The sequence below is a fragment of the Levilactobacillus sp. LN180102 genome (genome assembly GCF_050106635.1).
Lineage (GTDB): Bacteria > Bacillota > Bacilli > Lactobacillales > Lactobacillaceae > Levilactobacillus > Levilactobacillus brevis.
Genome location: NZ_JBNIIX010000002.1, coordinates 92682 through 113120, shown reverse-complemented (window position 1 = coordinate 113120; position 20439 = coordinate 92682). Strand labels below are relative to the sequence as shown.

Genomic DNA, 20439 nt, shown 5'->3' with positions numbered 1-20439 from the left:
AGGGTCGGGCCTTTGGGCACGGCCTTTTCTTATGGATTCAGTATGCTAGCCAATTAAGGATAGTGAGGGACAAAATATACTGGTCTTGTGACGGATTCAGCAATATTCATAACTACTTACAAAACTTACATTACTTACATAACTTTCGATATGTATAAAAGTGAGCAAACTCGATATATGATTAAGCCATCAGATAAATTAATTCGGAGGCGACAACCATGAGCGTGCTCAAAGCAGTTGAATCAACGTTCACAAATGCAGCAATTATTAGTTCCATCACATCGACCATATTTATTATTCTTCTCGGCTTCTTCCTACGGCGCCGGGGGACTTTTGGCGAGAACTTTGGTAAAGTGTTAACCAAGGTCGCACTGACTGTGGCAATTCCAGCTTTAGCGTTTAACTCCTTCATGCAACCCATGGATGGCGACGCTTTTAAGCAAGGTATGGGGGTCTTAGTTTGGGGAATTGTGATTTATATTCTTTTGATTTTTATCACGCCCTTCATGTATCAACGTTATGTTAAGGGACAACGTGAAGTTTTAGCAATCTTAACCACGTTTGGTTCCACAACTTTCTTTGGGATTCCGATTGTCGGCGCCGTTTATGGGGCCAAAGGGGTCATGTATAGTTCTATTTTTAACATCGGGTACCGGATCTTCCTCTATTCATACGCCTACATCAAAATGTCTGGGTTGAAGATGGAAGCCAAGAATATCAAGAAGATGTTTGCCAATCCCATTGTGATCGCAACTTTCTTGGGGCTCTTCTTCTGGTTAGCCCAACACCTCGTTCCCCAAGTGACAGTGCATGCCGCGATTAACGGCGTACAAACCACTGGGATGACGACCGTTGCCTTTTATCGGATCGATCAGACCGCACTGTGGCTTTACAAACCCCTGACTTACTTAGCGAACTTATCTTCACCACTGGCTTGGTTGGCAATCGGGGTAACGCTGGGGTCCATTTCCTTTGCCGATGCGGCTAAGGACAAGACACCCTGGTATTACGCTTTAAATAAAGTTATCTTGGTACCGCTATTAAATCTCGTGATCCTTTGGCTCTTGGACATCACCGGTATTTTACCGTTGAGTTTCGTCGCTGTTGCCACGGTAGTTGTTATGATGGCAACGCCAACGGCTTCTGTAGCTTCTGCGTATGCCATTAGCTTTGACCGAGAAGCAGTCTTGTCTTCCAATGCATCCTTTATCTCGACCATCTGTGCGGTAGTGATGATGCCAGTTTGGATTGCCATTCTCCAAGTGGTGAGTGGACTCGGCGTGTTCCATTAAAGAAAGGAAGTTTCCTAGTATGGTAAAAATTACATCTTACGGCGTCCGACCGATCGAGCAACCGTATTTCGATAAGCTAAATAAATATGATTTTGACATGACTTATGTTGAGGAACTCCTGACTCACGACAACGTGACAGCGGCTCAAGGCGCTGATGCCGTATTAGTACGGGGTAACTGTGTCGTTGACCGGCAAAACCTCGAGGCCTTTGCGGGTTGGGGGATTAAATACGTCTTCACGCGTTCTGTTGGGTTTAACCATATGGACCTACAGGCCGCCGCTGATCTGGGCATTGAAATGGCCCGTGTGCCGGGTTACTCGCCATACGCTGTGGCTGAATTGGCCTTCACACTCGGCATGACACTGTTCCGCCACGTGAACTTAGCGATCAGCCAAACCCGTCAGGCAGATTTCACAATCTCCAATGCGATGTTTAGCAAGGAAATCCACACGGCAACGGTCGGAATTGTCGGGATTGGTCGCTTGGGCTACACGGAAGCCAAGCTGTACAAGGCCTTGGGTGCCAAAGTTGTGGCATATGATCCGTATCCATCTGATGCCGCTAAAGAGCTGGCTGAATTAGTGGATTTACCAACGTTATTAGCCCAAAGTGACATTGTTTCGATTCATGTGCCATATTTCCCAGGTAAGAATGAAGATTTAGTCAATACTGACTTTATTCAGCAAATGAAGTCCGGTGCCGTTCTCATTAATACGGCCCGGGGGGAACTGGCTAACGTGCCAGCCATCCTTAAAGGTCTTGAGGATGGTCACCTTAGTGGCTACGGGACTGACGTGGTTGCTGACGAAGTGGCAATCATTGGTAAGCAATTCGCCAGTGTCAATGAAGTGCCTAACCAAGGGGTTCAAGACTTACTACGAGCTAATCCTAAAGTGTTGATTACGCCGCATGTGGGATCGTATACGGAACCGGCCTTACAAGATATGATTCGCATTAGTTACGATAATTTTCATGATATCTTAACGACGGGGAAGACAGCTAACGCCATCCACGCCTAATCAAGTGAGCGTGAGACAACAAGAGCTCGGGACTTTTGTCTCGGACTCTTTTTTGCCGCGGGCGTTTCAGTTGCGACAAACCGGCCTGGTCAGGTATATTGGCAAATGAGGTGGCGGATGTGCAGAAATTGAAGAAACAACTCCCGTTTTGGGCCATTGTGATTGCCGTCATGGCACTGGCAATTGGGGTATCAGTGGCAACAACGGTGGTCCTGATCCACCGGGATACGGTAGCGGAGAATAAGCAAACGATTCAGCGACGAATTCTGCGGGTGGCCCGTTCGACTGCCAAAATGCCGGCAGTTAAACGGGTCATTCGTGCCTCCAATGCGGGAGCTGATACGAATTTACAAACAGTGATTAAACCGTTGGTCAGTCGCGATGACGTAGATTTTATTGTGGTGATGAACCACCAGTTAATTCGTTTATCACATCCACGAGCGAAGAGTGTGGGCCATCATTTTAGTTCAGTTAAGGACCCAGCCCCAGCATTACGTGGTCAGATTCACTATTCCCAAAAGCCTGGCGTACTGGGACCAGAGTATCGGGTATTCCTGCCAGTTTATGACCGTGGCCGCGTTATTGGGGTCGTCTGTGTTGGCCTAACCCAACAGAATTTGGATCAGCAGTTACAGCATAAGACCCGGCCTATCTTGCTGGGCGGGTTACTGGGCTTTCTGATTGGCTGCATTTTGGCCATTTTATTGGGCATGTATCTCCGCTATCTGTTATTAGGCATGGAACCTAGCGAGATTTCCGAACGGATTGCGCGGCAAAAGTTAATTGATGATTCATTGCCGGAAGGAATCGTTGCAATTAACCGCAATGGGAGCATTATTTCTGCGAATCAAACGGCACAGCACCTGTTTGGTCAGCCGTTATCACTGAATGACCCCTTGCCGGCAACACTTCGGGCACTCTTATTTGCGCCAGCGACCCGGCAGACCAGTGGGAGTGAAGTGGCGTTTCAAGATAAACGGCTATTGGTGACGACCAATGATCTCCGAGTGCGGGGACGGGTAATCGGACAAGTCTCGCTTATTCGTGATATGTCAGCCATTACGGGCTTGATTGATAAATTAGCCGGAACGGAGCATTACATCTCGTCGCTCCGGGCCCAAACGCATGAGTTTATGAATCAGCTACAAGTCATCAATGGCTTACTGGAGCTGGCTGAGTATCCCCGTGCGTTGCAGTTTATGCAGGAAATTACTAATTCCTATCACCAAGACGTCGGAGCAGTCACGGACAAAATTAAGTGGCCGGCCATGGTGGGGCTCATTTTGGGTAAACGCCAAGAGGCTAAGGAACAAGGGTTTTCACTGACTATCGATGCCCAATCGGCGGTGACTCAGGTGACCTTCGAAAATCGGGTGGAAGTTCTCGCTTTACGGATTGTCAGTAATCTATTAGATAATGCGATTGCGGCAATTACAGCACCCAAGTCGACCGATCAGGTGACGCTGCGGTTAGTACTAACGGCAACTGGCACATTAACAATTGTCGTGACGGATACGGGCAGTGGGATTAGTCCAGCGGTGCGCACCCAGATGTTTACCCAAGGCTTCTCAACTAAGGGGCCACAGCGGGGATATGGGATGAGCTTGATTATGGCTGCTGTAACCACGCTGAAGGGGACTTTAGCCATAACGGCCAATTCTCCCCAAGGGACAGTGGTGACGATTCAAGTGGAGACGGGAGCGCCAAAATGAAAATATTAATTATTGAAGATGATCCGATGGTGCGGTTGATTAACCACCGCTTCTTAGAACGCATTCCCCAATTACAGGCGGCAACGATTGTGGAATGTCCGAGTGCAGTGGCAGCATTGGCACGACCGGATTTAGCAGAATATACGTTAATTCTATTAGATATGTATCTCCCCCAGTTAAGTGGGACGGAATTTTTGGCTGAGCTCTTAGGCCGTCAGCTGCATCCGCAAGTAATTATGATGACGGCGGCTAATGACCAACAAACGTTAAAGGAAGCCGTGAACTATGGTGTGTTGGATTTCTTAATTAAGCCCTTTACGTTCGACCGGTTTCAACAAGCAATGGCTAAATTCACGCGGTTATTGGCAGTGGATGATAAGCACACGGTGTCACAGACCGACTTGGATAGCTTGTTCTTGGGGGCAACGGTGCCGGTTTCAACAACGACCACTGCCGAATTACCCAAGGGGCTAACCAAGTTATCGCTACAGCGAATCGTCACGGCGCTGGCAACCTTAAAGCCGGGGTTTTCTAATCAAGATGTGGCAGATCAAACGGGGTTATCCCGGGTCTCCACCAAGAAATACGTGGATTTTTTGGTAGCTATGGGCTATCTGACCTCAGCGATTGTTTATCAGAGCAGTGGCCGGCCGTTGACCACCTTTCAAGTTGTGCCAACTAGTGAGCGGCTGATTCAACCGTACTTAACATGAACGAACCAAAATGGACCTGTCAGAAGACTTAACTTCTAGCAGGTCCATTTTTATAATGGCTATTAGTTGCCAGCCGTAAAGGGAACCAACCGGGATAACGGATTCGTTTTGGTCGAACGATAACCCAGCCACCCAATCAGGATGACGGCAAGTAAGCTCAGGCTAATCAACCACCATAACGCACTGGTATAGCCGCTGTTAGCCCCGCCATAGAGCGCATTAAATGTTGAGTATACACCTTGAGACATCGGTGTGTGGGTACTCAACCAGCGATAAAAGCCGTTTAATGCTGGCCGTGGGATGATCGCACCACTTGCTACCACCTGACTTACTAGCAGTGGCAGTTGAAGAATCATGGAAGGAAGACCACCGCACAGAAAGGCAATGGCTAAGGTAAATTCAAAGACCGCTAAGCCAAAGAGTACCTGAACGCCGAATAGTTGCCAGAAAGCCGAACTGGAGAAGCTAATTAGGCAGCGGAGCGTTCCTAGCGTAACGAGTGGGGCGACTAGAACGCCGATGAATCCGTTAAGCTGGACAGCAAGTAAGGCAGACCATTTACCGATAACGTGGCGAGCACTCATGAACATCAGGGTTAAGACGAGACTCATCAGCATGATTCCTAGATAGGCACCTAAGTTCAGAAACATAGGAGCAAATTGATATTGATAATTGGTTGGTAACGCGTGCAGTTTAGTTGTGGTCGTGGCAACTTGACCCGTTAAGGTCGCTGCGGTTGCGGCTGCTTGCTTTTTAACTTGGGGCATTAAGCGTTGTTGTTGCTGGCGCTTTACCCGAGCAATTGCTTGTTGTTGCAGTTTTTTCAATTGTGCCGGTTGTTGTGCTAGCTGAGGTGATTTTGCCAAGGAAGCCTGGAGTTGTTGTTTAACTTGCTGTTTAGCCACGGCTTGTTGCTTTTGCATGAGGGCCTTGCCAGTCGATTGTGCGAGCATCTGGGTGACCTTGGCCGTAGTTAATTGGGAGGCAACTTGAGTAGTGACTTGAGTAGTGACGTTTTTGGTCACCATGTTTTGTAGCAAGCCGTTCGACTGATTAACGGTATACGTCAGCTTAGGCGCTTGTCCCCGGGTGACTCGCTGGTAGAAACCCTTATCGATTTGAATAATGAGGGCAGCCTGCCGCGTATTTAACTGGCGTTTGGCGTTAGCAAATGAGGTCGCCGTGACCATTTTAAAGGGCAGTTTGTTTTCTAAGTGCGTTGCAATATTCTTGGAGACAGATGATTGGTCCTGATCTAGGACAACAACGCGAAGGTTTTGGGTCCCACTGGGGAGCTTGTTGAATCCGGGAACTGCTGCCAAGACAAAGATGAGACCACAGACCATTGCTAGAATAATGGCAACGTATGCTAAGGGATGTTTAAACCACTTTTTCAATGTAAAAACCCGCTTTCTTTTTGCGTGCAGGTTGATTAATCATTATAATGGACACATCTGAAAAAGTGATTATGGGAGGGATAATTTTGGGTGAGCGAACCGAGGATTATCGTTATGTCAAAACACAACACAAGATTTACACAGCTTTAATTGCGCTATTAAAGAAACGGGCTTTTGATGATATTACGGTTAGGGATCTCTGTCAGGCCGCGCAGGTGAGTCGGAGTGGTTTCTATCTCCATTTTGTCGATAAGTATGACCTGGTTGACAGCTACGGTCGTGATCTGGTCAAAATGGGGATGCGATTATTTTACGCGAATCGGGGCAACGGCCTGGAGACCTTATATACGGAGCTGTTAACGCTGATTAATGAACAGGGCGATCTGATTACATTGCTGCTATCCCGGAAAGGTTCAGTTGAGATTCAGAATCAAATCAAGAATCAATTACGGCAGAATGCCGCTGACAATATCCTGCCATATTATGGCATTAAAAATCAGTCACCAGTAGCGCAACGTTACCTGATTGCCATGACAACTGGTGCGGTGCTTAGTATCTTGCAGGAGTGGCTGGATTCTGGTAAACAGGAGTCACCAGCCGAACTAGTGGCGGTCATGCAAGAGCAGGTGATGCCGACACTGCAACGTAGCCAATTTCGGCTTTAAAATGAGCCAATAAAAAAAACTCGCTAGGTGCTAATGCACGTAACGAGTTTTGTTTAAGCGGAACGCTACCCGCAATAAGGAACGGGTTTACTGTAGTAATAGCCTTGCGCCACTTTAACATTGTACTTTTGTGCTAGTGCAACATCAGCTTTATCCTCGATGCCTTCTAAGGTAAAACCGAGGTGGTAGATGTCAGCAATTTGGCGCCAAGCGTCTAGGCTGCCCATCAGTTCCCCCTGTCGATGTTGTAAGCGGAAGTTCTGCATGGCAAATTTAATACTGTCCATGAACGGTAAGACGTCTTGAACACTGGGACACCACGGGTTGTCAGTGCCGACATCGTCTAAGCTGAGCTTAATACCAAATGATCGGTATAGTGCCACGTAGCGGTGTAGCTCGTCTAATGAAGGAGTCTCAGTCAATTCAATAATCAGTTTCAAATTCTTAACCGACTTTTTCAAGTGGATCAAGTGGCCAATGGTACGGCTGTCAGTGAACTGCTGACGGTTGAGATTTAATGAAATTTCCGGATTATCTGGATGGTTTTGTAAAATATTAGTAATTTCTTGGTAGGATAGCGAGACTTGTTGTTCCATCGGTAGTGCCGTGAAGTCTTTAGGCGTTACCCAGTAGTCATGCGAATATGAACGCAGAAGAAGTTCATAGCCGGCAAGTTTTTGCGTGATGGCGTCAACTTGTGGCTGAACAAAGAATCGATACATGAATTGAAGATCTCCTTTCTACGGTAATTTAAAAGAGACATACGATAGTGACCATTATACAGCATGTGGGAATCAATTTATAGCCGTAATGATGTGTGAACGATGGTCTAGATAGCCCCAGATTAGGGAAAGTGTCCTCATAATGGCTTGATAAGATAGCAAAAATAGTAACACTTTTGAGAAAACGGTTTCGTGAAGCGCATTCACAAATTAGCGGGTCTAGTTGTAAGAAATTAGACCGATTAGGGGATAAAGTTAAACAAGGGACGTATTATGGCGGAGAACTTAAAACATGGACGTAAATTGGTGATCAAAAACAGGTAGTTTCAGAATGATACTGAAACTACCTGTTATAGGTGCTAACCAAGAGCTTGTTAAGCTGCCAATTAGTCTAAGTTTAATTCGTAAGCACGACGAGCGTTGTCGCCGGGTTCGGCAACGTGAATGATGCCGCGGTATTGGTAGCCAAAACTAGCGGCAATAGCTTGCATTCGCTTGTTCATATTGTGGGTGTCAATGCGGAAGTTATGGATGCCAGTTTGATAGGCCTGACTGATCAGGTTAGAGAAGAAATAGTGGCTCAGGTGTTGACCAGCAAAGGCCGAACTTAAGGCAATCCGATGAATCGTGGCATAGGTGTCGGTGGTATTTTGCCAACCGGTCCCGGTAATCTCGTGGTAGTCAGCGTTGTCACCGACCACTTGGGCAGCGGTACCGGCAACTTGACCATCAACGATTAATAACCAACTCTGCTGATTGTTGATATCAGCGGTAATCGCGGCTTCATCGGGATAACCATCTTGCCACTGGGGACTGCCATCGGCTTTTAAGAGCGCTTTGGCATTGGCAATAATTGGCATGATAGTGGGTAAATCAGCTAGTGTGGCCTGTCTTAGATAGATCAAACTCATGAGATGTCCTCCTAGAAATACGTGTTATGTCTTAGAATACCACTTTCGCGGCTATTGAAAAACGCCGAGCCAATAGCCCGACGTTTTAGAAATCAGTAAAAGCTATGTTCGAAGTCTTCCAGGTAGCTTCCAATGGAGCCACCAAGGAGACTGCCGGCAATAACGAAAAGAATGAACAAGGCCAAGCTTAAAGCAACTTCGGCCAAAAGAATGGTATAAAATTTATCCAAACGAGTTGTGGTTACATCTGCAATAATACTGTAGATATAGCCAAGGTTTAAGATAAGTAGTACGGGCGAGAAGAATAGTAACATGACATTAAAACTGCCGAAGTTCCCACTACTGGTTAGTAAGCAGAGTACGAACACAATGAGATTGAAAATCAAAATCAGATTGGTCAGACTAGCAAAACGATTGGTAAAGTCCCAGTAAGTTTCGGTGTGGTTAATATCAAGCAATTTACGAAAACCATAGGCTAATGATACGTAGATGGCGCACCCTAGTACCAAAAAGATGAAAAGAAAGAAGCTCGCCTTGAAGATAGTGCCGCCGAAGTTAACTTGTTGGTCGGTTAAACTCCTCAGGGTACTGTTTGCGGCGTAGGCTAAGCGGTGTGCCAGTGTTGCCACCGTAAGAACGGCAACTAGAATCTCAAGAAGAAAGGCCGTGATCCCGAAGTAGCGATGTGTGTTAGCTTGCAGGGTCGCTGGTTGGCGAATCGTGGCTAACCACCATGAGAAAAAGTTGCCAGAGAAGCGTTTGGCCCGCTCGAGTGAGGGGTTGGGCTGAGTAGAAGTAGCTGACGATGTTGTTTGGTCAGTTGGGTTCGCGGTTGGTTGTTTGTCGGAAGTATTTTGCGAGTTGGCTGTCAATGGTTGACCACATTTGGGACAAAATTTGGCATTAGCCTGAACTTCATTGCCGCAATGCGGACAAAACTTGGTTGTATTAGTCATTATTCTTGATAAACTCCTTTAGTCGTCGTCGCTACTCTTTGAGGTGTCACTGATCTTTTGGGCAGCGGAAATCTTTGTGATTTTATTCGTATTGCCAGAGTCATTATCACTATCTGGTTTGACAGTGGCCGTGTAGGCATATACCTGAATGTGTTCATCGTCATCGTGGTAGAAGGTGTACTTAACGGTGTAGGTGACTAAGCTAGATTCATCAGTTCCAGGGGCCACATCTTTAACGGTGATGTCCATGTCAACGGAATCAACGTCATCATCCTTATAGTAGCCCTCAGCCATTTTGACAAGTTCTTGGTACTGACTATTGCTAGTACCGTCCATGAAGTAATCGGGTAATGATGAATCGTCATCGCTAGTCACGCTATCATCGTCGTCACCTTCATTAGCTAGGTCATCAACCATTGAGAAGACGTCACTAATGAGATCGTCGGCAGTATCCTTGTCGATTAGACCTGGATAGTTAAGCGCAACGTCGTAGCCGTCGTCACTTTCGGTAAGGTTAGCTGTTTTAGTCTTAATGAGGCTGTGCCCAACTTTATAAGTCGCATAGGCTTTCATATCTTGAGACCAAGGCTCATCTTTCATTGTCAATAAGCCACTACTGTCTGCTACACCAAGTTTTTTACCGTTTAGATAAACGGTTGAGTTGGCTAGCGTCTTGAAAGTGACGGAAATTGTTTTTAGACTAAGGTCGTAGGTGGCGTTAGTGGTGATATGGTAGCTGGCCTTATTGGTAATCTGGTGGCCACTGACAGTGCCGTTGGACGCCAAGGTATACTGGCCGGGAACCATGGCTGGTAATTTTTTGGAATAATAATCACTATTAGCAGTTGCGATTTTTTTGCCATCGAGTTTAATGACAGTATCCTTGTGATTAGTTGTGATGGTTGGTCTTACCGGATTAACGGTTAATTGATACTTAGGGAAGAACAGCAGATGATGCCCATTTTGGCCGTAAGTTAGTGTTTCATCACTGCTTACACCACCATTTTCCAATTCAGCTTTCAGGGTTGCCAATGCCTTGGGATGCTGTTGGTAATAACGTGACAAAGGCTTCATTGAAGAGTTCGTCAGCTTTAAAGCGGAACTATTAGTGGTGACTGATGTTGTGAGATTTTTCCCGGTTCTGAGATGGGTTACCACCCGGTTCAATGTTGCTTGCCGAGAGTAATAATGATTACCCCAAATGCCAAAGATAACCAGTAAGAGGATAATAATACTTAATCCCCAGCCCCAACGTTTGGTTTTCTTCGTCATCGGCCGTCGCTGAGAACGTTGCGGCGTTGGGGTTTTAGGCTGAGCCGTTGCCGTATGGGCTTCAGGGGTTGCGGTTTTAAGATTATAACCACAATTTTCACAGAAGGTATCACCTTCAGCCACGGGATGACCACAGTTGGGACAGAATTGATTTGGCTGACCGCCGGGTTGGTTATCAGCGGGCAGAGTAAAACGCGTGTGATGCATGAAAATTCCTCCAGTAAGTCAGATTGCATGACAGCCTTAATCCATCGTCAGCAACTTTTTCTGAAAAACGGCGCTTATAAATATGTATCAATAAAGGTTCAGCAGGTTTAGCTATGGTAGAAAGAGATAGTGGACTCGGTTGCATGATGGATTAAAACTTCACATAATGATTATTATACGCTAAAGCTAAGTTAATCGGCAGAATATTTTGGCTAGTTGGCTGACTGGCAAAAGTAAGCCATTATCAATTGCTGCCGGACACCACCGTGCTATCCTGACAGCGGAGGTGTGACGTATGGGGAAAAAATTCAACCACCACTTTTACCGGCGTTGGCTATTTTGGTTTGGCATTGCTTTTTGGATAGCCGAGGCGCTCTCATGGTCATTTGATAACTGGTCGGTTAAGCTGTTAGGCGTTGCTATGGGGTTGTTTTTAATTATTTGGAGTATGGATGGCGAGTAGTTGTGCGTCGTGAAAACGCATAAAAAAAGCGCTCGAAAATATCGCGCGCTAGAGGTCATTAGTGATTTTGTTGAGCAAAGTAGGTTTGGGCGGCTGCTAACATGTCAGCAGTTTGCTGGTTTAACAAGGGTGGTAGGTCATCTAGAGGGAAGTACTGGAGGTCCAGTGTCTCATCCGTGGCTGCTGATAGGAGATGCCCGCCAATTGGCTTTACCCAGTACAGTTGGGAGATCACTTGGGTGACGTCACCGTTTGGATAGGTCGTAAATCCTTGGTCGAAGATTCCCAGTGACTGGATAATCTCAACATCCAAGCCGCTGTCTTCTTTGACTTCGCGGATGCAGGCGGTCGCAAAGGTCTCGCCGTATTCTAAGTAACCACCGGGCAAGCTCCAGTTATGCGTATCGGTCCGTAGATTCAGTAAAGTCTCGTGTCGCTCGTTGGTCACCAGACCACCAGAGGCATTAAGAATGATGGGTTTGTGACCGACGAGTTCGCGAATTTCCTTGATGTAATTTGCCATAGACGCTGACCTACTTTCTACTAAGAGTTAGGTTCAGTATACCCGATTTTGGGCCGTAGGGTTAGCGGGGCTGATGCCAGGTGTCCGCCAAAATGATAGCGATCAGCAGTAGCAGGCACGTCAAGAAGAATTCGATAATGAGGGCCCAAAGTGCAGTTCCTAAAAATTGGCTGGCTGCCCAGTCGATAACGAGGCAGGCAATTAATGAAATAATAAATTTGACCCACCAATCAAGATTGTTCCTTAAATTTTTCATCTAAATCTCCCCCATAAAACTAGCTACTCTTAGCATATCAAGGACCGAATCAAAGAACAATTATTGATAGACAATTCGAGATTAAAAGCCGTTATTTAGGCGATAATCATGAACGTTAGTCAGTTGAACGGTAAAACGCGTGCCTCTTTTCCACTAGAAAGGGGCACGCGTTTTAAGTAAAGTTAAGCTTATTTCTTGATCCGCTTGTAATTACTATCGAAGTACTTGCCAGCCCGGATGTCGTCGGGCATGCCGGCGTATGGGGCTTCGCTAATAACATCTTCGTTGTCTTGACCAGCGTCACCCATGTACGTGATGTTGGCAAATTCGGGTACGACTAACTTAGGATAAGTGTCATACTTTTCACGGGATTCTTCCATTAAATCAATGTGTTCGTTTTGATAAGTTACCGTGATTTCGGGATGTTCTTCAACCCACTTAGGGAAGAAGATGGTACCGTTTAGCTTCTTTTCGTTGGGAACGAAATCAAGCGCAACGTCGGTTCCCGTTGGTTCTGTCCAGGCAACTTTGTAGATGCCGGGAACCAGCATCACAATGTTGGCTGCTTGGTCAGTAACCCACCGCCCAGCGACCATGCCACCATGGATTCGGTAATCAACGGTGTGGTCATTCTTAGCGTACCATTCGTATTCCCAGCCGTTGTCGTAGGTGTAGATGAAGTGGGTACCTAAAAAGTCGTCTAATGTTTTGAATTCTTTAGTCATCATAAAGCGCTCCTTTTTAATAACGAACATGTAATTAATTACATGTTTTTGTTTATGTGATTACTGTAACGCGAAATTTCGGAAACGTCAATAATTTTCTTGCAGTTTTTTTATGAAACTGGTTCAATGAAGACAACAGTCAGGCAAGGAGGCGGCCATTATCGGTCAGCGAAATCGATTACAATATATTATCTTAGGACTGCTCAATCAGCGGCCACAGACGGGTTATGACTTGACCAAGGCCTTTGAACATGAGATCGGTGAGTTTTGGCAGGCGCAACACAGCCAGATTTATCCGATGCTTAAACGCTTAGAAACCGCCGGTGACATTACCCATGAGGACACCGTTAGTGGAGAAAAGCTGGCTAAAAAGCAGTATTCATTAACGCCGACCGGGCATGATAAGTTGGTTGCGTGGGTGAGCGAGCCATCGCCAGAGTTGACGGCGACCAAGGACGAGTTTATTTTAAAGCTCTACTTCATTAAGACCAGCGATGATCCCCGTTTGCAGCCAATGTTGCAGGAGCAAGCGGCTTTACACCGGGCGCAACTGGCCCATCTGCAAGAGCGCCAGCAGACGGTTTTTCCGGATCAAACGGCCATTGACCAGGCGTACGGGCATTATTTGATTTTGGATCATGCCATCGGCCGTGAGCGCTACTATGTCGAGTGGTTGGAAAAATACTTGAGTTAAATGAATAGACGAAAAAGGTTCCGCAACGACGGATATAGTCGGGTTGCGGAACCTTTTTCGTGTCTAGCAGAATGATGATTGAGGTGGGGTGTTACCAACGTCAAAGTTAGGATTTATCCTGCTGAAGCAGTCCCATCATGGTAGTTTGCTGGAAAGTAGCGATGAGATCGTGAATGGTGGTCAATGATTCTTGTTGTCCGCCCAACAACCAATCCCGCCAAATGGCGTAGACACCAGCACTCATAAAACTAATCCAGTAGGTCTGCTGAGTCGATGTGATCCCGTGCCAGGTCGCGTTAGTCGCATAGAAGGTCCGCATATTATCATTGAAGACCTGACGGATAATGTGTTCAAATCCCCGGTCTGCGGAGAGTTTGAGGGTTGTTGAGAAACTGGTGAAGAAGTCGCCAAGTGCCTGCAACTTGTCGGCTGTCGGTAGCTTGGCGATATCCGCAAAGCGGGCTGTCATGATGGGACCAAAGTAAGCTGTGAGCACGTCGTCAAGGGTATTGAAGTTACGATAAAAGGCCATGCGACTAACGCCAGCCCGCTTCACCACTTGAGTGACCGTTAAGTCGGCTAAATCTTTGGTGGCTAATAATTGGAGGAGGGCGGTCGCTAAGTAGTCTTGTGAATCTTGTTTAATTTGTTGGGCGTGTTTGGTCGCTGCCATTACAATTACTCCGTTCTGTCATAGATGCTCGTGATTGCCTTGAATTAGGTCTGGGGTCATTGTATGCTACTTTCACAGACGTTACAAGTGAAACGAAAGCGAGCGTGAATAATGATGAAAAAAGAATTAGTCGTTATAACCGGTGGAAGTGGCTTTATTGCTATCCATATTATTTTACAATTACTCCAGCAGGGGTATGCCGTGCGAACGACAGTCCGGTCATTGAAACGGACAGCCTTAATTCATGAGATGTTAGCAACCGGTGGTGTGACTGATCTAACCGACTTGGAGATTACGGAAGCCGACTTAACCAGTGACGATCATTGGGCGGCAACGATGACGGGAGCGACTTACGTGATTCATGTGGCGTCACCGACCCCTAACCGGGTTTACCGGAATGAAGATGAGATGATTCGCCCGGCTATCGACGGGGTCTTGCGGGTGTTGACAGCTGCCCGTGATGCCGGTGTTTCGCGGGTGGTCTTGACCTCCGCTTATGGGGCGATCTTTGCGGGCCATCATCATCGAACGACCCCCTATACCGAAGCGGACTGGTCGGATGTGACGGCGAAGAAAATTCACCCTTATCAAAAATCCAAGACATTGGCTGAACAAGCGGCTTGGCAATTTATTAAAACGGCAGGACGAGGGATGGAGCTAGCGGCTGTAAATCCAGTTGGTGTGATGGGTCCTGTCTTGGCGAGTGATTACTCCCATTCTAATGTCCAGATTCAACAATTACTGGAGGGGCAGGTGAAGGCCGTTCCCAACGTTGATTTGGGATACGTTGACGTGCGGGATGTCGCTAGTCTCCACTTGCTAGCCATGACGCAACCGCAAGCAGCTGGTGAACGGTTCTTAGCGACTACCGGAGAAACGTTATCTATGTTAGACGTCGCGAATATTTTACGGGTAGCCTTTCCGCAGTTTGCATCTAAGTTACCCACTAAGACAATCTCTAATGCGGCAATTAAAGCAGCAGCTCTGGTAAAACCAGATTTGAAGATGATTGCTTCTATCGTGGGTGAATACGCGGAAACTAGTAATGCTAAAGCGGTGAATCTGTTGGGATGGCAGCCACGGTCGGCCAAGACGGCCATCATTGCTACGGCGCAGTCGATGTTAGACTTAGGCATCGTACAGGGATAGGTTGAAAGTTAATTGTATTGTTGCTTATGCAACAATATCGTGGTACACTTAGCCCCAGAAACTAAAAGGGGTGATGGCCATGCTGACAGTCAAGCAGACCAATGAATTGACCAGTCAGGAACTGGTTCAGGTGCTAAAGGAACGGGTTGCCGTCTTCGTTGTGGAGCAGAATTGCCCGTATCAAGAAGTGGATGCCAATGATTTTGATGACCTTCACGTCCAGCTAACGGACGATGCTGGTCAATTGCAGGCGTACACGCGGATCATGGATCGCGGTGATTCGGTGACCTTTGGCCGGGTGTTGGTGGTTAAAGCTTATCGAGGTACTGGGTTGGGCCAGCAGATCGTGCAGGCAACGTTGGACGCAATCGCCAAGCGGTTTCCGGGCAAGCCTATTCAGATTCAGGCGCAGGCGTATTTGCAAAAGTTTTATGCCGGATTTGGGTTCAAACCGGTCTCAGCGGTTTATTTGGAGGATGATATCCCACACTTAGATATGCGTTTGGAGGCGACTCATGACTGACGTGTTACGGGAAGTGGGCAGTATTGCGCGGGCGTTGGATTCGATTGCTAACGTTGAGTTCAAGCAATATCAGCTGACCCGTGGCCAGTACGCCTATCTGGCGCGGATATGTGAACACCCCGGGATCATTCAGGGCCAGTTGGCCGAGCTGATTAGGATTGATCGCACCACAACGGCGCACGCGGTTAAGCGACTGATTGACGGTGGCTTGGTGTATCGCGAACCGCTACCTGGTAACCAGAAGAGTAAGGTGTTGTACCCGACTGAAAAGGGCCAGGCCATCTATCCCATCTTGAAACGTGAAAATGATTATTCTAATCAAGTGGCCCTAGCAGGTTTGTCGGCAGATGATGTGGCTACGTTAAAGCGAATCCTACCGGTGATGAGTGCCAATGTCACGGCGGATTGGCAACGAGTGAAGGCCGGCGAAAAGCGAGATTACTAAAATAGAAACACCACGATGACAACCAATCGTGGTGTTTTTTTGTAGATCAGGCGATTAAATTGGAATAGGTTGTAGTTTAGGAAAACTGTTATCAGCTAGCCAGTTTTCTTTATTTGTAACATAGGTCTTCGTACTAAATAATTGATAATTTATGTATAATTTTGTTAATAATAAGTATATCATAAGGTATGGATAGGTAAGCGGCTGATCAGCACCATTGGGGAATGGTTTTAATCATCTATTTGGTAGAAGTTTCATGTAGCTAAATTCGGTAGCGCTGAACCTTTAAACTCTTGGAGGAGTAAATGGTTTTCTAGCGTGAAGAACACAACGCCGGGATGATCACGAATTGCGTGATATCTCGGCGTTATACATAAATAAAGATAGGCAATAGATGAATTTCAGAGGACGATTACAAAACACACTTCACGTGGCGTAGCGGAATTAAAAATTATCGAATAATTAAGACGGGTATCCATTAATTAGTATGATTCGGTGGAGGAAGAAGGCTGTTATGAAAAAAAGAAGAATCCTCATTGCGACATTTTTGATTATTGTAGTTTTTACTATTTCGGGAATAACGGGCGTGTGTCTTTTGATACCCAACACACCGTAAAAGGCTGTGCGCTTTACCATTCTGAAGAATGGTCACCCGATTATTGCATTGACAGAGACGCCTAAGAAGGTACCCGGGGGTAGCGTATATGGCTATTCCGGGAAAAGAGCTTGGCGGTATTATAAGGTTAAGACAGCGTTTGATGCATCAAACGGGGAGATCAATCTAAATACATTGGCAGTTAATAAGCCTAAAGTAGGATCAAAGTTTTATCGGGTACATGTGGTTTATCCTGTGGCTTAGTAATTTGGTAGAAGTCTTATAAGCTCAATCATGCTGGGGTCTTAAACTCTTAGAGAAATAAATGATGTATGCATAACATGTGGGTAACTTTAAGCTTAGGGAGATGAATGGCATGCAGATTGCCAAGTTGTATTTAAAAGGATTGGTTCCATTTGTTTTGATTATGTTAATTAGCAATTATGATGTGGCGCAACAGGCATTACGGTTCCAATTGAGTTGGTGGAATGTTTACCTGATCGTGAGCTATATCGTCATTTTTCCGGCCATTTATTTGGTGACGCGGCACCATATTGAGAACTCGCGGGATTTTGAGGGACAACTCAATCAGCCACGAAAGAATGCGGAACAAGAAGCGATGCGACTCGGTTCAAGCTATGCCAATACGGGCATGTTTGGTGTCACCAGAATCGGTGATGCGCAGGGCAAAGAGAGCTGGCTAGTTCGATGGGGAATTGACTTTATTACGCGTCTCTTTTTATTATTCTGTGGTGTATTCGTGTTGGCCTATCGGTTATGGCAGGATCGACGGTAAGTCATCCCGGTGTGGCCTTGTGGAGCGGGGGGATCGTGTGAAACGAATGCTAATGATAATCTATCAGCGATGTTTGAGCTTGTTTTTCTTAGGCGTTGTCATCGTTGGCGAGGCGATCATGACATCGCAAACCACGATGAACGATACCGCTACCGGGATTGTTAAAGTCAGCATAGCCAGTACGTTAGTCGTGGTTGTTCTAGCCTACTTCATGACGTTTGTGGTGTATGGATTGGTAGCTGGCGGTGTTTGGCTCTGGCAGCGCCGGTCGAGCTATGAATTGCTGGTTAATTTTTTCTCTAAACCAGCACGGGCCGTTAACTTCGCGGTAATTATTGGGTTGTTATTGCTGGGAAGTGCTAATGCCTATTTTGAGGACTATTTACCATCCCAGACAGCCGAGAAGTCAGTTAACCGGGCTATCCAGCGTAACCGGCTAAGGGAACTAACCACATCTGATCGGTTGTCCGCTGAGTTAAAACGGGGTCAGGCCGTTGCCATAAGCGAAGAATTAACCATGAGCAATCACCAGCACATCTATTTGGCCAACCTTAAGGGCGACAACTCCGGAATTGAGATAACGTTAACCCGACAACGACGGGACTTACTGGGGATTGTGGCCAGCTACCGTGTCACGAAGATCTCGGATGAGAATGGACGCGGTATCTAAAGCTACAAGAAGCCCAATCAGTATTGATACGAATATGAGAAGGGTCGGGGACAAAAGTCTCGGGCTCTTTTTGCGTTGCCAAATATTGAGTGCCGAAACGTGCGCCAAAAGGCAGCTGGCGAGCATTAGCCACCTTTTGTCCCCCCTCTTTTTTGAACGCCAATTTTGAATACATCGCCAGTTACGGTGCGACCATGTTTGCCAATTAGGAAGTTTTTCTTTTATATATAACACATGTGACATATAATATATGTATTGACCTGATAAGGAAGCGATAACGGTGCACTATGGTATTTTATTATTAACGTTTTTAAGCGTTAACTTGGATTTCTTTTTCATGCTGATCTTCTTACTCAGACGGTATCCGGTGATCAAAGTTGTGTGGGGTTACCTGCTGGGAAATTGGGTCTTGCTGATTTTAAGCTACCTGCTTGGCAAGGCACTGCTACTAGTTTTGCCAGAATGGTTACTAGGGATTTTGGGTTTCCTGCCGATCTATATGGCCTTCCATGATGAAGACGATGCAGATGGGCATAAAACCAGTCGGTCGCCAGTGTGGAGCGTTCTGGTCACGTACCTTTCCGTTTGTTCGGGCTGCAATCTAGCAATCTTCTTGCCAGTGTTGGTAGGTGAAACGTTGCCGCATTTTATGCTTGCATTGGGATTTATTAGTCTATTAACGGTGGGGGCCGTCCTGCTGGTTAAAGGCGTGGCTCAGGTTCCAGCGGTGGAGACGCTCATGGCGCAGCGCGGTGAGCAGCTGATGAAACTGTGTTATGTGTTGATCGGCCTCTATGTTTTTTGGGACAGTGGCTTAATCAGCCATTTGTTCGGTTATTTGCCGTAATGGAAAAGCCAACCGCATTAATTGGTTGGCTTTTTTTGAACATACAGGTAATCGGCTGCTGATAAGTTGACGATTATTTCTTCGTGGGCCGTGGTTTCCAAGTAGAGAAAATTCAGGTCTTCATCGCGACGAAGCAACCAAAGAGGCTGGTTAATTGTGAGGTGACAGTGTTGAAAATAAGCCACCAGACTGGGCGTTTCTAAATAGCTGACCAGCTTGGTTGGGGTGCGATCACTTAGCTGGCTGAGGGGCATGACGGTAGCGTCATTGAGCAAATCAGTCGTCATATCCCCACCAAAAGGACTTTGCTGAGGATGGTCCAGAAAGGTCGCTAGGGCGGTTACAGTTGGTGGTTCTAAAGTGTCAGCCATTTGCCACGCCTGTTCGGGAATTTGGCTTAAAGGTAGGTGCAAGTGCTGGGCTAAGAAGACCTCACAGAGGCGATATTTATAAAGCAAGCGCGTTGCTAATTCTCGGCCTTGGTCGGTTAGCGTCACGCCGGTGTAGCGGTGACGATTAACCAGGCCACACTTTTGAAGTTGGCGCGTCATCTCGGTGACGGTGGCTGGCGAGACGTTAGCGAAGGCTATAATCTGTTTGTTACTCACCCGTGGTCGGGCAAAATTACATTCAGCAATGATTTTAAGATATGTATGGTGATTTAACATGGTGGTCACTCCCCCCAGAGCTAATGATGTTAAAAGCCCCACCAAACCGTCGCTAACGGGAGCGCTGGTTTGGTGGGGCTTTTAGCTTACCGGACGACGAGAACGGAAATTGGCGCGTACTTCGCCATGTAAGCGGCCTGACTTCCCAGATACTTTTTGGGTCCTTTTTTGGCCAGCGAGCCGACAATGAGGACTTCGGGCTTGATACTTGGAATGACCGTGTTCACGATCTCCTTACCAGGATCGCCCTCGGCAATAACGGGGAAGACGTTTTCAACGCCTGCTTCATGCGCCTGCTGGACGTATTCGTTGACGTGTTCGACTAATTGGGCACGTTCACCGTGAATAAAGTCCTTACTTAGGGCTTCATAGACGCTGCGGTCGTCGCTTTCCAAAACGGAAACAATGTAGAGTTCCGCGTCTTCTAAGCGGGCCCGCTTAATCGCATACTTGAAGGCCAACTGTGAATCAGCCGAGTCATCGACCCCCACGAGGATTTTGGTAAAAATCTTCTTTTCAGTCATAGATGGAGACACTCCTTTCG

The 20439-nt window shown here is 46.7% G+C and carries 24 protein-coding genes; 13 read left to right on the top strand and 11 right to left on the bottom strand.

The window, feature by feature from the left end; translation table 11 throughout:
• Positions 1–218 precede the first annotated feature (218 nt).
• From ACP4IT_RS01835 to ACP4IT_RS01820, 4 genes are all read left to right on the top strand, one after another.
• Positions 219–1292, top strand: a complete 1074-nt coding sequence (locus ACP4IT_RS01835) for an AEC family transporter (RefSeq protein WP_011667001.1) — start codon at positions 219–221, stop codon at positions 1290–1292.
• 19 nt (positions 1293–1311) lie between these two features.
• The gene (locus ACP4IT_RS01830) at positions 1312–2313 is read left to right on the top strand and encodes a 2-hydroxyacid dehydrogenase (protein ID WP_011667002.1); all 1002 of its coding nucleotides are present in this window, start codon (positions 1312–1314) and stop codon (positions 2311–2313) included.
• Positions 2314–2432: 119 nt separating this feature from the next.
• On the top strand, positions 2433–4025 hold the full coding sequence (locus ACP4IT_RS01825; RefSeq protein ID WP_011667003.1) for an ATP-binding protein: 1593 nt from the start codon (positions 2433–2435) through the stop codon (positions 4023–4025).
• Entirely contained in the window at positions 4022–4738 is a 717-nt protein-coding gene (locus ACP4IT_RS01820; protein WP_011667004.1) for a response regulator, read from the top strand. Before ACP4IT_RS01825 ends, ACP4IT_RS01820 begins: the two co-directional genes overlap by 4 nt.
• 62 nt (positions 4739–4800) lie before the next feature.
• Here ACP4IT_RS01820 and ACP4IT_RS01815 read toward each other — a convergent pair whose 3' ends face one another.
• Positions 4801–6135, bottom strand: a complete 1335-nt coding sequence (locus ACP4IT_RS01815) for an ABC transporter permease (protein WP_011667005.1) — start codon at positions 6133–6135, stop codon at positions 4801–4803.
• An 86-nt stretch (positions 6136–6221) separates the two neighbouring features.
• Between ACP4IT_RS01815 and ACP4IT_RS01810 the strand changes: the two genes are divergently transcribed.
• Positions 6222–6800, top strand: a complete 579-nt coding sequence (locus tag ACP4IT_RS01810; RefSeq protein WP_011667006.1) for a TetR/AcrR family transcriptional regulator — start codon at positions 6222–6224, stop codon at positions 6798–6800.
• 65 nt (positions 6801–6865) lie between these two features.
• Here ACP4IT_RS01810 and ACP4IT_RS01805 read toward each other — a convergent pair whose 3' ends face one another.
• The 4 genes from ACP4IT_RS01805 to ACP4IT_RS01790 form a co-directional block, all read right to left on the bottom strand.
• Complete coding sequence (locus ACP4IT_RS01805) at positions 6866–7522, bottom strand: EAL domain-containing protein (protein ID WP_011667007.1); 657 nt, start codon at positions 7520–7522, stop codon at positions 6866–6868.
• Positions 7523–7908: 386 nt separating this feature from the next.
• Complete coding sequence (locus ACP4IT_RS01800) at positions 7909–8433, bottom strand: GNAT family N-acetyltransferase (RefSeq protein WP_011667008.1); 525 nt, start codon at positions 8431–8433, stop codon at positions 7909–7911.
• A 92-nt stretch (positions 8434–8525) separates the two neighbouring features.
• Complete coding sequence (locus ACP4IT_RS01795; RefSeq protein ID WP_156646530.1) at positions 8526–9389, bottom strand: zinc ribbon domain-containing protein; 864 nt, start codon at positions 9387–9389, stop codon at positions 8526–8528.
• Positions 9390–9407: 18 nt separating this feature from the next.
• Positions 9408–10868, bottom strand: coding sequence for a zinc ribbon domain-containing protein (locus ACP4IT_RS01790; RefSeq protein ID WP_011667010.1), 1461 nt, complete (start codon positions 10866–10868; stop codon positions 9408–9410).
• Positions 10869–11163: 295 nt separating this feature from the next.
• On the opposite strand from ACP4IT_RS01790, the gene ACP4IT_RS01785 reads away from it, so the two are divergent.
• Positions 11164–11331, top strand: coding sequence for a hypothetical protein (locus ACP4IT_RS01785; RefSeq protein WP_011667011.1), 168 nt, complete (start codon positions 11164–11166; stop codon positions 11329–11331).
• Positions 11332–11389: 58 nt separating this feature from the next.
• On the opposite strand, the gene ACP4IT_RS01780 is transcribed toward ACP4IT_RS01785, so the two are convergent.
• The 3 genes from ACP4IT_RS01780 to ACP4IT_RS01770 form a co-directional block, all read right to left on the bottom strand.
• Positions 11390–11854, bottom strand: coding sequence for an NUDIX hydrolase (locus ACP4IT_RS01780; protein WP_011667208.1), 465 nt, complete (start codon positions 11852–11854; stop codon positions 11390–11392).
• A 61-nt stretch (positions 11855–11915) separates the two neighbouring features.
• Entirely contained in the window at positions 11916–12110 is a 195-nt protein-coding gene (locus ACP4IT_RS01775) for a hypothetical protein (protein ID WP_011667209.1), read from the bottom strand.
• 188 nt (positions 12111–12298) lie between these two features.
• Positions 12299–12835 (bottom strand): phenolic acid decarboxylase, encoded by a 537-nt coding sequence (locus ACP4IT_RS01770; RefSeq protein ID WP_024855243.1) that lies wholly within the window; start codon positions 12833–12835, stop codon positions 12299–12301.
• A 160-nt stretch (positions 12836–12995) separates the two neighbouring features.
• Here ACP4IT_RS01770 and ACP4IT_RS01765 point away from each other — a divergent pair, with 160 nt between their 5' ends.
• Positions 12996–13529 (top strand): PadR family transcriptional regulator, encoded by a 534-nt coding sequence (locus ACP4IT_RS01765; RefSeq protein ID WP_024855242.1) that lies wholly within the window; start codon positions 12996–12998, stop codon positions 13527–13529.
• A 106-nt stretch (positions 13530–13635) separates the two neighbouring features.
• Here ACP4IT_RS01765 and ACP4IT_RS01760 read toward each other — a convergent pair whose 3' ends face one another.
• Complete coding sequence (locus ACP4IT_RS01760; RefSeq protein WP_011667212.1) at positions 13636–14202, bottom strand: TetR/AcrR family transcriptional regulator; 567 nt, start codon at positions 14200–14202, stop codon at positions 13636–13638.
• A 114-nt stretch (positions 14203–14316) separates the two neighbouring features.
• Here ACP4IT_RS01760 and ACP4IT_RS01755 point away from each other — a divergent pair, with 114 nt between their 5' ends.
• The 6 genes from ACP4IT_RS01755 to ACP4IT_RS01730 all read left to right on the top strand — a co-directional run bounded on the left by ACP4IT_RS01755 (position 14317) and on the right by ACP4IT_RS01730 (position 19227).
• Positions 14317–15351, top strand: coding sequence for an SDR family oxidoreductase (locus ACP4IT_RS01755; RefSeq protein ID WP_426855159.1), 1035 nt, complete (start codon positions 14317–14319; stop codon positions 15349–15351).
• Between the two features lie 79 nt (positions 15352–15430).
• Positions 15431–15874, top strand: coding sequence for a GNAT family N-acetyltransferase (locus ACP4IT_RS01750; RefSeq protein ID WP_011667012.1), 444 nt, complete (start codon positions 15431–15433; stop codon positions 15872–15874).
• On the top strand, positions 15867–16319 hold the full coding sequence (locus tag ACP4IT_RS01745) for a MarR family winged helix-turn-helix transcriptional regulator (protein ID WP_011667013.1): 453 nt from the start codon (positions 15867–15869) through the stop codon (positions 16317–16319). The genes ACP4IT_RS01750 and ACP4IT_RS01745 overlap by 8 nt, the downstream gene beginning before the upstream one ends.
• 971 nt (positions 16320–17290) lie before the next feature.
• Positions 17291–17710: a hypothetical protein gene (locus ACP4IT_RS01740; RefSeq protein ID WP_011667014.1), complete on the top strand. Its 420-nt coding sequence runs from the start codon at positions 17291–17293 to the stop codon at positions 17708–17710.
• A gap of 46 nt (positions 17711–17756) precedes the next feature.
• On the top strand, positions 17757–18380 hold the full coding sequence (locus ACP4IT_RS01735) for a hypothetical protein (protein ID WP_011667015.1): 624 nt from the start codon (positions 17757–17759) through the stop codon (positions 18378–18380).
• A gap of 280 nt (positions 18381–18660) precedes the next feature.
• Complete coding sequence (locus ACP4IT_RS01730) at positions 18661–19227, top strand: cadmium resistance transporter (protein WP_011667016.1); 567 nt, start codon at positions 18661–18663, stop codon at positions 19225–19227.
• Between the two features lie 17 nt (positions 19228–19244).
• On the opposite strand, the gene ACP4IT_RS01725 is transcribed toward ACP4IT_RS01730, so the two are convergent.
• On the bottom strand, positions 19245–19895 hold the full coding sequence (locus ACP4IT_RS01725) for a metal-dependent transcriptional regulator (RefSeq protein WP_011667017.1): 651 nt from the start codon (positions 19893–19895) through the stop codon (positions 19245–19247).
• Positions 19896–19981: 86 nt separating this feature from the next.
• A complete protein-coding gene (locus ACP4IT_RS01720; protein ID WP_021742033.1) occupies positions 19982–20419 on the bottom strand; it encodes a universal stress protein in 438 nt (145 codons plus the stop codon).
• Positions 20420–20439: the final 20 nt, after the last annotated feature.